13 protein-coding genes and 2 pseudogenes are annotated in these 12,501 nt (G+C 44.0%); 14 read left to right on the top strand and 1 reads right to left on the bottom strand.

Annotated features, from left to right (window positions below):
* Positions 1 to 156 precede the first annotated feature (156 nt).
* A complete protein-coding gene (locus GQY55_RS15130) occupies positions 157 to 609 on the bottom strand; it encodes a DUF2231 domain-containing protein (RefSeq protein ID WP_160042700.1) in 453 nt (150 codons plus the stop codon).
* A gap of 203 nt (positions 610 to 812) precedes the next feature.
* On the opposite strand from GQY55_RS15130, the gene GQY55_RS15125 reads away from it, so the two are divergent.
* The 14 genes and pseudogenes from GQY55_RS15125 (at position 813) to GQY55_RS15060 (ending at position 12,415) form a co-directional block, all read left to right on the top strand.
* Positions 813 to 1,682 (top strand): SDR family oxidoreductase, encoded by an 870-nt coding sequence (locus tag GQY55_RS15125; protein ID WP_268895017.1) that lies wholly within the window; start codon positions 813 to 815, stop codon positions 1,680 to 1,682.
* Between the two features lie 90 nt (positions 1,683 to 1,772).
* Positions 1,773 to 2,336, top strand: a complete 564-nt coding sequence (locus GQY55_RS15120; protein ID WP_160042698.1) for a DUF2569 domain-containing protein — start codon at positions 1,773 to 1,775, stop codon at positions 2,334 to 2,336.
* A 125-nt stretch (positions 2,337 to 2,461) separates the two neighbouring features.
* Positions 2,462 to 2,971: a GNAT family N-acetyltransferase gene (locus tag GQY55_RS15115; protein ID WP_160042697.1), complete on the top strand. Its 510-nt coding sequence runs from the start codon at positions 2,462 to 2,464 to the stop codon at positions 2,969 to 2,971.
* Between the two features lie 356 nt (positions 2,972 to 3,327).
* Positions 3,328 to 4,863, top strand: coding sequence for a copper amine oxidase N-terminal domain-containing protein (locus GQY55_RS15110; protein ID WP_160042696.1), 1,536 nt, complete (start codon positions 3,328 to 3,330; stop codon positions 4,861 to 4,863).
* A 523-nt stretch (positions 4,864 to 5,386) separates the two neighbouring features.
* Positions 5,387 to 6,198: pseudogene (locus GQY55_RS32080) on the top strand (tyrosine-type recombinase/integrase); the annotation flags it as partial.
* A gap of 161 nt (positions 6,199 to 6,359) precedes the next feature.
* The gene (locus GQY55_RS15095; RefSeq protein ID WP_160042694.1) at positions 6,360 to 6,815 is read left to right on the top strand and encodes a hypothetical protein; all 456 of its coding nucleotides are present in this window, start codon (positions 6,360 to 6,362) and stop codon (positions 6,813 to 6,815) included.
* A gap of 164 nt (positions 6,816 to 6,979) precedes the next feature.
* On the top strand, positions 6,980 to 7,366 hold the full coding sequence (locus GQY55_RS15090) for a hypothetical protein (RefSeq protein WP_160042693.1): 387 nt from the start codon (positions 6,980 to 6,982) through the stop codon (positions 7,364 to 7,366).
* A gap of 198 nt (positions 7,367 to 7,564) precedes the next feature.
* Positions 7,565 to 8,041, top strand: coding sequence for a DinB family protein (locus GQY55_RS15085; RefSeq protein WP_160042692.1), 477 nt, complete (start codon positions 7,565 to 7,567; stop codon positions 8,039 to 8,041).
* A 219-nt stretch (positions 8,042 to 8,260) separates the two neighbouring features.
* Positions 8,261 to 8,644 carry a hypothetical protein gene (locus GQY55_RS15080; protein ID WP_160042691.1) on the top strand — a complete coding sequence of 128 codons (384 nt, stop codon included), beginning with the start codon at positions 8,261 to 8,263 and terminating at the stop codon, positions 8,642 to 8,644.
* Positions 8,645 to 8,890: 246 nt separating this feature from the next.
* Positions 8,891 to 9,337 carry a hypothetical protein gene (locus GQY55_RS15075; protein WP_160042690.1) on the top strand — a complete coding sequence of 149 codons (447 nt, stop codon included), beginning with the start codon at positions 8,891 to 8,893 and terminating at the stop codon, positions 9,335 to 9,337.
* 228 nt (positions 9,338 to 9,565) lie between these two features.
* The gene (locus GQY55_RS32075) at positions 9,566 to 9,694 is read left to right on the top strand and encodes a transposase (RefSeq protein ID WP_442953633.1); all 129 of its coding nucleotides are present in this window, start codon (positions 9,566 to 9,568) and stop codon (positions 9,692 to 9,694) included.
* 278 nt (positions 9,695 to 9,972) lie between these two features.
* On the top strand, positions 9,973 to 10,413 hold the full coding sequence (locus GQY55_RS15070; protein ID WP_236575633.1) for a hypothetical protein: 441 nt from the start codon (positions 9,973 to 9,975) through the stop codon (positions 10,411 to 10,413).
* A gap of 189 nt (positions 10,414 to 10,602) precedes the next feature.
* Positions 10,603 to 11,147: pseudogene (locus GQY55_RS15065) on the top strand (GNAT family N-acetyltransferase).
* Between the two features lie 503 nt (positions 11,148 to 11,650).
* Entirely contained in the window at positions 11,651 to 12,415 is a 765-nt protein-coding gene (locus GQY55_RS15060) for an AbiU2 domain-containing protein (RefSeq protein ID WP_160042689.1), read from the top strand.
* Positions 12,416 to 12,501 lie beyond the last annotated feature (86 nt).

Raw genomic sequence — 12,501 nt, 5'->3', positions numbered from 1 at the left:
AAAAAGAAAAAACGCCCGGCCGTCGATCCGTGATCCGGCGGGCAGGCGTTGAAGCGTGTTGAAGATATCGGTGAAAAAAAGGCGGGGGCTTTCGGGCCGGTCGGTTGCCGTTTTCGCGGGTAAAATCCCGCGCTTCGCCCCGTCAACGACACTTGATCAAGGATTGGCGGATGCTTGCGTGCCGTGATACACGATCTGTCCGCCGTAATGGCCGGTGTAGTAAACCAGCACGAGTCCGGCCAGGGACAAGATCACCACCAGCGGCGCGGCCCAGCGCAAGCCTGCAGCGAAACGGCGCCGGAGCCCGGGCAGCCGGAACAAGATTTTGACAGCCAGCAGGAGGCCGTAGACGATGAGGGTGTAAAATGCGATATTTTCGTGTTTATGGATCATGTCCCGGGTAGCCCCGAAGACGCTGACGGCGTAACGTTCGCCTCCGTCCCCGGTCATATAAGCCGCGATTCCGCTGAGGAATCCCAATCCGAGCAGGATGTCCGCGGTCCGGTCGAACAGCCGGGGGCGCCATATGGCAAGGAGCTGCATCACGGCTGCAAGAAACAGCAAGGCGATGGGAAAGTGAACGATTAATGGATGAAGAGGCGTAGTCATCGGTTTTCCTCCCTGAAATAGGTTCATATGTTCCTGCTCCATTGTATAAAAAACGGATTAAAATTCCATGAGAAGCCGGCGCAGCATCAAAAATGATTGATTTCCTCCAGCCGGCATGTTTAATTACAGGTAGGGAGAAAAAGGAAGAGACGAACGGCAGGATTAATCATTTGGAGCGAAAAAGAGACGGGAGGAATGAAGCGGTGGACAAATTGATCGTCGTGACCGGAGCCAATTCCGGCATGGGGCTGGCTTCCACGATTGCGCTCGCGAACCAGGGCGCGGAAGTCGTCATGGCATGCCGCCATGAACGGCGGGGCCAGGAAGCGCTGGCGGAGGCCATCCGGCAAAGCGGTTCGGATCGCATCCATCTGATGCTTTGCGACTTGGGCCGTTTGGACAGCATCCGGGAATTCGCCCGGACGTTTCGGGAGCGCTACGGCAAGCTTGACGTGCTTCTCAACAATGCCGGCGTGGTGATGCTCAAACGGAAGGAGACGGCCGACGGCTTCGAAATGGACCTGGGGGTCAACCACTTGGGCCATTTTCTGCTGACGAACCTGCTTTTGGAGCCGCTGCTGGCAGCTGAGCAGGGAAGAGTCGTGACGGTGGCTTCCGGCGCGTATAAGGCGGGAAAAATCCATTTCGACGATCCGTTCCTGACCCGCGGATTCAACCCGGCCAAAGCCTACGGGCAATCGAAGCTGGCGAACATTTTGTTCACGAAGGAGCTCGCTTCGCGCCTGGGAGGCACCCGTGTCACCGCCAACTGTTTGCATCCGGGAGCGGTCGGAACCCAAATCGGCGTCAACCGCGATACCGGGTTCGGCAAAACGGTGCTGGCGATGATGAAGCCATTCTTCTTAACTCCGGAACAAGGCGCCGAGACGGCGGTGTATCTCGCTTCCGATCCGGAAGCGGGGCAGGTTACCGGGCAATATTTTTACAAGAAAAAACCGCAAAAGCTGGCGGTCCGAGCCGAAAACATGGAGGATGCCAAACGTTTGTGGGCATGGAGCTGCAGTCAGGTGGGGATTGCGGATGAACCGATTGATCGTCTCCTAGGAAAATGATTCGTATCACATAAAAGCGGGTATCTGTCGATGTAATCACTAAGAACTTAACGCATGTCGTAAATGCGATAAACGAAAAAGGAGAACGCGATGAATCCAAACGATAACCTTGAGCGCGAGGCGCAGCCTGCAAGCGGCGAGATAAGGGGCGGACCGCAGGCATCCGTTCGGACGGATGACCTCCGGGGGCTGGGCGGGTGGTTGGTGCTTGTGCAAATTAACATGTATTATTCGCTTCTGCTGCTTTCCGATTATTTCTTTCGGAATTTGCTTCCGATCTATTCTCCGGAGACTTGGAATTCCTTGACGTCCCCGGACGGAGAATTTTACAACCCGCACGCCAAGCGGCTGTTTATGCTGGAAACCCTGTCCACGGCTGTTTTGCTGGGTCTGCTCGTCGTCGCTTTTGTCCTGCTGTACCGGAAAAAGGCGGCGTTTCCGTGGATCATGATGTGTTATTTTGTGCTTACCGTGCTGTTTGATTTGGGAACGAATATGGTGTTTGACCGCTTTTTGACGTATGAAGATTTGGGCGGAGCCGACAGGGATCAGTACACAAAAACCGGTCAAATGATACAGCGTTTTGTTTTTTGCGTGGTATGGGTGGCTTATTTGCTCCGGTCCAAACGGGTGAAAAATACGTTCATTCATTGATCATCGGGCAGCATTTTGGCATGGGTGTCTCTAAAATCTGCCGTATAGCGCGCCCGCCGTTCTTCCTATACAATAGAAATCAAAATCTATCATATCGGACTCGCGCGAGGAGGACTATTGACAGCATGACATGGGACAACTATACGATCGAAGATGCCGCACCTGAAGATTTGCCGGACATCGTCGCCATTTACAACTCTACGATCGCCGGAAGGCAAGTGACCGCGGATTTGGAGCCGGTAACGGTGGAAAGCCGCCGGCGCTGGTTTGAGGAGCATAACAGCCATCACCGCCCGCTGTGGGTCATGAAATCGGAGGGGAAGACGGTCGCCTGGCTGAGCTTTCAATCGTTTTACGGACGTGCGGCCTACAATGCGACGGCGGAAATCAGCATTTATGTCTCGGAGGACTGCCGGGGCAAAGGCGTGGGCGGCATTTTGCTGGAAAAAGCATTCGAGGCCTGTCCGCGTCTTGGATTGAAACGATTGGTCGGCTTCGTGTTCGGCCATAATGATCCAAGCTTGAAGCTGCTGCGAAAATACGGTTTTGAGAATTGGGGATTGCTGCCCGGCGTAGCCGAGCTGGACGGCATCGAGCGCGATCTCGTGATCGTCGGGAAAAAGGTTGAGGCATAAGGCACGAGGTGGCAGGTTAGAACACGCAAAGAACGATTGCCGGAAATCTTGGTCGGCTCAAAAACGCCGGTTTTTTTGGTGATTACGACTCGCATGCTTCATTCAAATGGATAGGAGAATCAACGGTATTTGCATCGCCGCCGGACAAATAAAAAGCGGATCCATCTGTTTTTTTCGGACAGAATCGGGTCGGCTTTTTGTGTGTTTTTCGGGGGAAGTTCGCGACTTGTTCCAAAATTATGTAAAAATAGTGTTTACACCGTTATACAAGCACTGGCATACTATACTCAACCGGGATGTTCCCGGCCGCTTTTTTCGCAAGAAATTATTATGGGTACATAAGGAGGAACATGATGATGAAGCGTTTCAAATGGGGACTGGCCGCCGCGCTGTCCTTGCTTTTGGTGGTGCTTGCAGGATGCCAAGCCGTTGGCGGCGTGGATGTCTCCAAAGCGGCGCTGAGCGCGCTGGATGTCAAATCGGCGATGTCCAAACAAACGTTGTCCCTGCAGCTGGTTCCGGCAGACGGCAAGCTGGGCGAAGAGGACAAAAAAGCCATCGATCTGCTGAATTCCTTGTCCGTTACGATTGACCAAGCCATCATGCAGGACATGAACCACGTATCTATGGAAGGAGCCGTTCAGCTCCAAGGCAAAAAGCTTCCTTTCCATCTCGCCATGGACGATAAGAAGATGGACCTGTCCGTCGAAGGCATGACGCAGCCGATTTCCGTATCGCTCGTTCCGGAGGGATTGGATCCTTCCTTTACGGTTCCGCAAATGAACAACGAAAGCGTCATCCAAATGTACAAGGACATGCTCGGTTTTCTACTGAAGCATACGCCGAATCCGTCCTCGATTTCGATCGCGCCCGTAACGGATAAAGTGAACGGGGAGTCGTTATCCTTGCAAAAGCTGCACATCGAGATCCGCGGCGATGAGCTCGCCGGCCTGGCCAAGGGCTTCCTGACCAGCTTGTCTCAGGACAAGGACGGCCTCAAACAGCTGATCACCCGTCTGTACGACACGTATTATCCGATCATCACCGCCTACTACGCCGGCGTTCCGGGAACGGAAACGGCTGCGCCAACCAGCGCGGAGAAGGAAAAAGAAATCGCTGCCGTCGCGGATGAACTCATCGGTGCGGTAAACAAGCTGCTGCCTGACTTCGATAAAAACGTAAACGGGCTGTTCGAGGGAACGCCTGAGCTGCGTACGATTTTGGGCAAAGACACCGTGCTTTCGCTCGACTACCTGCTCGACAGCAAGCTGAACATCCGCAAGCAAAACATGGACCTGACCGTACAGCTTCCGGCGAATGATGACGTTCCGATTAAGCAGGTGAAGGTGCATTCCGAAGCGGAAACGTGGAAAATCAATGAGCCTGTGAACATCCACGAAGTGGACGGCTCCAAAGGTTTCTGGAACGTGGCTCCGGGCGAAGGAACGCCGGGCGAGATGCTGCGCCATCTGGACAGCAAGTCGGATCTGTACCGTTTCATGAAGGATGATATGAAGATTACCCACAAATCGTTCGACATGTATGCGGAAGATGATCCGACAACCATGTTAGTGCCGGGATACGAGCCGGTCATCGTGAACAACACGCTGATGGTGCCGGTAAAACACGTCGCAAACCAGCTGGATGCAAAATTGTCGTGGGACAAAGCGACCAAGCAAATCACGCTCACGGAAGACCTGACCGGCGCCAAAATCGTCCTGAAAGTAGGCTCCAAGCAAGCCTCCATCAACGGCACCGCCGAGGTGCTTGCCCAGCCCGTGCAAAACTTCGATGGCTCCAACTACGTGCCGATGCGTTTCATCACCAAAGCACTGGGGGCCCAAGGGCATTGGGATGCGAAAGGGAAGGTATTGACGATTGAGAGGGATTAAGCGGGGCTTAGCTTGGGTGCTTGATCGTGCAAACAAGGGACGGAGTGAATGTAACTCGTCATTCCGTCTGGGGCCGGTTCGCATGAGAAAAGAACCAAAGAGCCCGCCTGTTGCCTATGAGGCATAAAAAGGGAATTAAAAGGAAATGTTCCGAAAGAATCGGAGACGGTTGCGAAACCGTCTCTTTTTTCATTCTTGGAGAAGCGCATCTGTAGGTAAGGAGAACATATTTAGAGGGAGGGACAAACCGTGGATGTAAAACGTATTGAAGTGCAAAATGTCAACGAAGGGCGACTATGGCTGACCTTCTCCCGAGAAGGATTGGATTCGGCGAATACGTAACGTTCCGAAACGAAAATGGCATCCAGATCTAAAGCAGTGGAGCTTTCCTGCTGATGAAAATACCATTGGAATGGTTGTAGAGCAATTTACGGATTGTCCCGTTCATATGAAAGAGGTGATGCGGAGTGAGTATCCGCAATGAAGAAGATGATCTCCTTATGGAAACTGTTGGCGTAAACGGTGTGAAGAATACATGCGATTAAAAGGATATAGCAGAAACACTGAAAAAGCATATTTAGGACATTGGGAGAGGTGTATGCAGCGTACGGGAAGTAGCTTGGAATTCTTGCGTGTGCCAGATGCGAGAAATTACTTACTCGAGCTTTTAGATCAAAATCACTCTCATACCTATGTCAACCAAGCCATCAGCGCCTTAAGTTTCTGGTTTAAGGAAGTAGAAAAACGGACCGATTTTCCGAAAGAATGGGCCCGGCCGAAACGGGAGAAGAAGCTGCCCGTCGTTCTATCGGCATTGGAAGCATCCACGCTTCTTAAAAGCGTTATAAATTTAAAACATAGGGCCATCTTATCCCTAGTTTATTCGGCAGGTCTGCGAATCAGCGAGGCTGTGCATTTGAAGGTCCGTGATCTGGATGTAGAGCGTGGCATCATTCATATACGCCAGTCAAAAGGAAGAAAGGACCGATATACGGTTTTGTCACCGACGGCATACAAGCTCTTGGAGCAGTATATCCGAATAGAAGAGCCTGAAACCTGGCTTTTTCCCGGGCAAAACAAAAACAGTCCGATCACCGCGGAACGATTCAACATGTATTTGAAAAAATAAAACAAAAAGCAGGCATTCAAAAGCCCGCGACTGTTCATACGCTGAGACATTCTTTTGCTACCCATCTCTTGGAGGCGGGTACAGACATAAGATACATCCAAGAATTACTAGGCCATACGAGTTCCAAGACGACTGAAATCTATACTCACGTGAGCATTAGAGATATCCGTCGCATCCAAAGTCCTTTGGACCGAATGCAAGAATAAATTGAATATACTGGAAACTTCGCATAACATGATAATATATGGATTTAATGCGAATGACGTAATATTACGGGAAAGAGGAGGGATTACGACATTCGCAGGATAAGAGTTATGCAAAACCCTTGTAAGAAATCAATAAAGAAGACTCTATTGGAAGTGATTTCATGGAAGCTCAAAGAATTAAATGTAAAAGTACTGGCGTGTATGAACATGCCTTAACTCGAGGAAAAATATATGAGATAGTCGATGAAGATGAGAACAAATATCGTATTGTAGGAGATCATAGAAGAAGAATCTGGATATCTAAGTCTAATTTTGTACCCATCGAAGAACCAGTATTAATTATGACGACCTGGCAATTTGATGATGAGATTGACAACTATGAATTTATTGAAGTATCGATAACCTTTAGCGATGGCTCTAAGAGGTGGTGCGTTATCACGACACCACAGAAAATAGTTGAATATTTTGATCAAGAATTTATGAATCTACCTGGAATCTATATGAAACATCTAATAATAATGAAGACTACTAGAACAGAAGAAATAGAAGTAATGTTAAGACATTTAGATAACCAAAACGAATTAATAGAATTATCAAAACCATTACTTGGGAGCTAATCAAAGAGGACAAGGGCATCGCATAACACTGTATTCACGCAGCGGGCCTTTACGGCCCTTGGATCGCCAGAAGATAAGAAGCCAGGAAGCGGAATCAAGCGATCAACACCTGCGAGCCTAAGTCTTCGACCCAGTCGCTTCGCTCCTTTAAGGATCTCGGGTTCGTGAATACAACAACGTTATGTGACATTAGGGTAAAAAGCCAACTAGCCTTACTTTTATATGACTTTTATATTAATGAAGTAGTGTGCTATTGGAAATGTTCAGAGTATAAGCGTAAGCTGCTAAATGAGTTAAAAGATAAGGGAATAATTGGATTTGAAAGCACTCTCTTTTCTAGACAGGAAACAGATTATATCAATTATACTCTTAATAAATCGCAATTTAATAATGGATTAGATTTACGGAACAAATATAGTCACATTCAACCGAATATAGAGAATGATAAGGAAATTCATAATCAGAATTATTTGATTTTATTGAGAATATTTATTTTAACCGTAATAAAAATAAATGATGATTTTTGTACGAAAAGGGATTTCAAACAATGATTAAGTAATTCGAAGAGGCCCTAACGTCACATAACATAATATTCAAGCGGCGGCTCCTTACGGAGCCTTGGTCTGCTGGATGGATTTCAGGAAGCGGGCTCAGCAGACACATCCGACTTCGTCGGACGTCGTGAATACAGGAACGTTATAAGAAATTGGGGCAAGGGATATAAAAAACAACTCAAAGGAGTAATGTACATGGCGAAGACCTCTTTGGAAATGGTAGAAGAATTCAAATCCTTTATTGATTTTGTACAAGAGTTAAAGACTATGGATGAGGAACATTGGAATAGTCCCATTTCAGAAGGGAAATGGTCATTGAAAGATGTTATAAGTCATATCATGCTTTGGGACAAATATTTTTATGAGGAAGGCATAGAGAAAATCAAGCTTGGTCAATCCGTGACTGTAAGGCATTTGAAATTTGATGAATTCAACGCCAATGCAAGGGAATATGCAAAGACACAAACAAGAGATTCTATCATTAACCAATTCTTGGAATACAGAAACAAGATCATTGATGATATCACCGGATTACCAGAGGAAGATTATATAAAGGAATATAAAGACGGAGACAGAAAAAAGTTTTCGATTAGGGGATATTTAAGAGGATTTATTTCCCACGATAAACACCATAAAAAACAAATTGAAAAGTACGTAAAGTCAATACAATAAAGTGTAAGCGAATTCAGGGGTGGCCCCAACATCTTATAACACTGTGTCCCAGCTTCGCGTCTGTTGCCGCTCGGTCTGCCTGAAGGATTTCAAGGAAGCAGGTTCAGGCAGACACATCATTTCCCTAAGATATAGTAGCTATCTAAGGGGAATCGACATCAGGAACACAACAACGTTAGATGAAAGACATGTGAATTAATTATACAAGGAGTTTTCTCGATGATGATAAGAAATATAGAATACATAGAATCGGTTATTGCTAATTTTACAATCCGTCAAATAGAGTGGCTTTCGGATTTCCACTTCTATATTACTCAAGATAAGTTTTTTGAGAATATATCCATACTTGATATAACTTTTTTAATTAAGGAGAGTTCAAAGACATATGAATTAGTTATAAGATTCTCGAATGTAGAAAGTCTTAAGCTTCAATCTGGAGGAGCACTAACACTAATAAGTGGATTTAATATTAGAGATTTAAAGGATCATGGATATCACCCAATGAATTATTTAATTGAGGATTACGAGAACGGAATTATTAACTTTTATTGCAATGATATTGAATTTGTAAGTCTTAAAGAAAGTGAGAACATAACAATTTAGAGCACATAAAGGGATATTGAATGTTGATCGAAGTAGACATGTCCTTCATATAACAAAGTATCTACGCTGTGGGCTACGCCCTTGGTTCGCTAGAAGTATTAGGCGGAGAAGTTAAACCAGCGAACAACCCTGCGAGGCTAAGTCCGTCGGACCCGGCGCAATGCGCCTTAAGCCTCTCAGGTTCGTAGATACAAGAACGTTATGCGAAACCCCGTTAAACATATTTATAAGTCTGAAGGAGGAATAATGAAAAACCTATTTCTTATTTTATCTTTTATACTGATCCTCACGGGATGTTCAATACAAAAAGAGCAACAAAAAAAGGATTTGGCAAGTGAGATGGATAGTATTATCAATTACAAGTTGAACGCAGTAGAAGAGGAGCATGCAGAAAAGGTCAATCAATGGTTAGCGGATGTGCGAGAAACTGGAGAAGTAGGACAATATTTCGTTTATCAAGATGGTACTAATAAAGAAGATTTGTATTCTTACGTATATCGAAAAGGCTATACCGATTATGAGGTTTCATTGATTTATTCCCCAAGTGATCCGAATAATAAAGGGAAGATTCATGTAACAGGAATCAATAAAGATCTAAAAAACGACAATTTTGTACAAATCAAATCCATAAATGATCTCTCAATTCTCTTCATATTATCTGATGAAAGTTTAAAGAGTAAATTAAAAGAATAAATTGAGGTATTTCAAGGAAGACGGGGAATCGCATAACAATATATTCACGCTGCGGTCCTGACGGCCCTTGGTTCGCCCGATGAGGAAAAAGCTGAATGTGAAATCAGGCGAACAACCCTAGGAGGCTAACTACGCAAGCGCAGCCGGCTCCCGACGGAGCCTTAAACCTCTCGAGTTCGTGAATACGGGAACGTTATCCGAAAGAACTAGAAATTTAATAAATATAGGTTGTTTTCGCATAGATTGTTTATTAAAAAGAACGGAAAATATCGAGGAAGGCAACGATACCTCTGTAAAGATTGCGGAAAAACGTTCAATGATATGACCAACACTCCCTATCCGGCACCTATTACCTAAGTAAATGGATAGAATACTTTAAGATGATGGTTGAGGGCTATACGTTGCCAAAAATCACTTAAGTATTAAAAATTCATATCTCAACTGCTTTCTACTGGCGGCATAAAGTCCTTAATGCTCTTAGGTCATTAGGCCACAGTACATTAAAAAGAATTGTCGAGAGTGATGAAACTTATTTTTAAGAAAGTCAAAAAGGCAAATAAGATATCTCCCACCGGGTAGCCCGTAAACGAAGTGGTTCAGCTACAAAAAGGGGCATTTCTAATGAACAAATATGTGTGCTTGTAGCCCAGGACAGAAATGGACAAGTAATTTCAGAAGTGGCCGGCACAGGAAGAATTAAAAGTACTGAGATAGACCGTGTAATGGGTCAATTTATTGATCATAACGCTTTGTTATGTTCTGATAACGCAACTAATTATAAAAAGTTTTGCAGCAGAAAAAGGGATAAAGCACGAAATTCTAAATATTCGAAAGGGGATTTATGTAAAGAAGTCAATTTACCATATCCAACACGTCAACGCCTATCACGCTCAGCTCAAGAAATTTATGCGAAGGTTCATAGTGTGGCAACCAAGTACTTGGATAACTATCTTTTCTGGTTCAAATATACTAATCAAACAAAAACTTTTGCCAAATTTGAACGGGTAAAACCGCTAATTTTAGGTTCTTGCCGGAATTCAAAACATTCTACAGTGGAGATGTTAAGACCAGCGTAAAAAATCTGTTTTTGATGGTTTCTTTGGTGTGCAAAAATTTGATTTAAGCCGGCAACCTATTTAAGAGCTTATGTTAAAATTAAAATAATGGAAATAATCTTGTTTAACTAACGGGGCAGTAATATTGAATAGGGTAGGTATTTAGGCTTGTGCTAGTAAAATTCTTTTTCAGAATGGGAAGGTGTCAAAATGAATATTGCAGAGGAAATCATAATTTCTCCATTAAAGGATGAATTAATTGAGGACATTAATAAAACAATTGATTATTTTAAAGTGTTTGGTAAGGTTGTACCCAGTTTTCAATCAGGAAAATGGTCTTTTGAAGAGAATCTATTTGATGAAACTAAAGAAATTCGTTTCCCAGATGATAAACTTGACTGGAGCCAATATATAAACCGTGAAGATAAAGCTCTATTTTTAGCTTATAAGAATAATAATTGCATTGGGCAAATTAGAATAATCAAGGATTGGAATCGCTTCTGTTATATTGAAAATATCGCTACAAAAAAAGAATTTAGAGGATATGGAATCGGGAAGTTGCTCTTAACTAAGGCGGAAGAGTGGGCAAAACAAAGAAAACTTATCGGAATGTCTCTAGAGGCTCAAGATGATAATCTTGGAGCGTGCAGGTTTTATGTGAAACAAGGATTATACTAGGTGGAGTTGACACATTGAAACAGTCATATAATCCTAAAATAGAAACCACTTTGTATTGGTATAAGTTATTCAAGTAAGGGGTGCTTTAGTTGAAGAAGCAAATCCTTAATTAACAAAAACTCGTAATTTTTCTAATGCAAGTTTTCTTTGTTATAGCCTTATGGTATAGCAACAATATTTACGAAAACAGCTTAAATATAAGAAGATTCAGAATGCTGAAAAGGCGGATATGTGGAATATTTTTAAGAGGCATTCCGGAGAAGCGGATGGAAAACTGACTCTAAGTAGGCACTTCGGAGAAGTGAATTGAAAGCGATTGAGGTTGACTTTTCAGAGGTGAATTATGTGAGGCTTGTAAGCAATTCGCAGAAGTCAGTTCCATCGGATAACACCATATTCACGCTGCGGGAGCTGAGGCTCCCTTGGTCCGGGCGGTGGAACTTCACAGAGGTAAAATCAGCCGGACAACCGTTGCGAGCCTAAGTCTAGCGACCCGTTCGCTGCACTCACTTAAGGCTCTCGGGTTCGTGAATACAACAACGTTAGCTGAAATTACCTGAATAGTGAGAAGGAGAATCACATGATAAATTTTACTATGATTAAAGAGGAAGAACTTTTCGAGGAGCCTTTTCTTTCAGAGTACAGAAATGAAATTAAGTTCTTTTATTCCGAACTTGTTCATCTTAATGTGCAGTTGTCCATTATAGATAAGATCAGAAGATTTAGATTTGACTTATTCGTTAGTCCAGATCAAACAACTTTCTTTAGTACTGTCTTAAATAGTTTTTTTGAATCAAGTATCTTGCGTGTTGCTCGCCTAGTTACAGATAATGATGGAGATTTCCGGACAATTACGAGATTCAAAAATAAAATATTTCAAAACATGCAAGAGACATACAAAAAGGATTTTCAGGAGAGACTAAGAGAAAGTAAGTTTGATAAAAATACTGATGAACTACTAGAAAGAATTAGAACTAGGAGAAATCAACGTATAGCTCATATTATTCGAAATGTTAATGAAGAGGAACTTCGTAAATCAACAATTTATTTAAAAGACTTATTTAGTTTACGAGATCAACTGAATTCACTACTTTCTGCATTGTCATTCGGTACTACGCGAATGATGCTACCATTAGAGTACGACGAATCTGTTGAACATCCGGCTGGTGTTGATAGCAGAACAGACATTGAGAGAATACTAGACCATATAGCATTTGATAGTTATGTTGTATCTTTACCAGAAACGAACCCAATCTTGTGGGAAGCTAGAAAAAGAACCTTAAAAGAGCACGACATAGAGGAGATAAATATATATAGAAGTAAACTAGGACTAGATAATGCTTAAGCAACTCGATGCGTGTGCACGCCTTAAGCCTCTCGGGTTCGTAGATACAAGAACGTTATGTGAAACCAGCCAAGTGCATTAAATTA

This window comes from Paenibacillus sp. USDA918EY (genome assembly GCF_009870825.1).
GTDB lineage: Bacteria > Bacillota > Bacilli > Paenibacillales > Paenibacillaceae > Paenibacillus_AQ > Paenibacillus_AQ albilobatus.
Note: the sequence above shows the minus strand (reverse complement) of the source record. Positions and strands in the feature narration are given on the sequence as shown.

Excerpts from the sequence above, each read along its gene's own strand:
- GQY55_RS15120 (WP_160042698.1), top strand. The coding sequence starts at position 1,773 with ATGAATCCAAACGATAACCTTGAGCGCGAGGCGCAGCCTGCAAGCGGC.
- GQY55_RS15060 (WP_160042689.1), top strand. The coding sequence starts at position 11,651 with ATGATAAATTTTACTATGATTAAAGAGGAAGAACTTTTCGAGGAGCCT.
- GQY55_RS15115 (WP_160042697.1), top strand. The coding sequence starts at position 2,462 with ATGACATGGGACAACTATACGATCGAAGATGCCGCACCTGAAGATTTG.
- GQY55_RS15080 (WP_160042691.1), top strand. The coding sequence starts at position 8,261 with ATGATGATAAGAAATATAGAATACATAGAATCGGTTATTGCTAATTTT.
- GQY55_RS15095 (WP_160042694.1), top strand. The coding sequence starts at position 6,360 with ATGGAAGCTCAAAGAATTAAATGTAAAAGTACTGGCGTGTATGAACAT.
- GQY55_RS15075 (WP_160042690.1), top strand. The coding sequence starts at position 8,891 with ATGAAAAACCTATTTCTTATTTTATCTTTTATACTGATCCTCACGGGA.
- GQY55_RS15130 (WP_160042700.1), bottom strand. The coding sequence starts at position 609 with ATGACTACGCCTCTTCATCCATTAATCGTTCACTTTCCCATCGCCTTG.
- GQY55_RS15085 (WP_160042692.1), top strand. The coding sequence starts at position 7,565 with ATGGCGAAGACCTCTTTGGAAATGGTAGAAGAATTCAAATCCTTTATT.
- GQY55_RS15110 (WP_160042696.1), top strand. The coding sequence starts at position 3,328 with ATGAAGCGTTTCAAATGGGGACTGGCCGCCGCGCTGTCCTTGCTTTTG.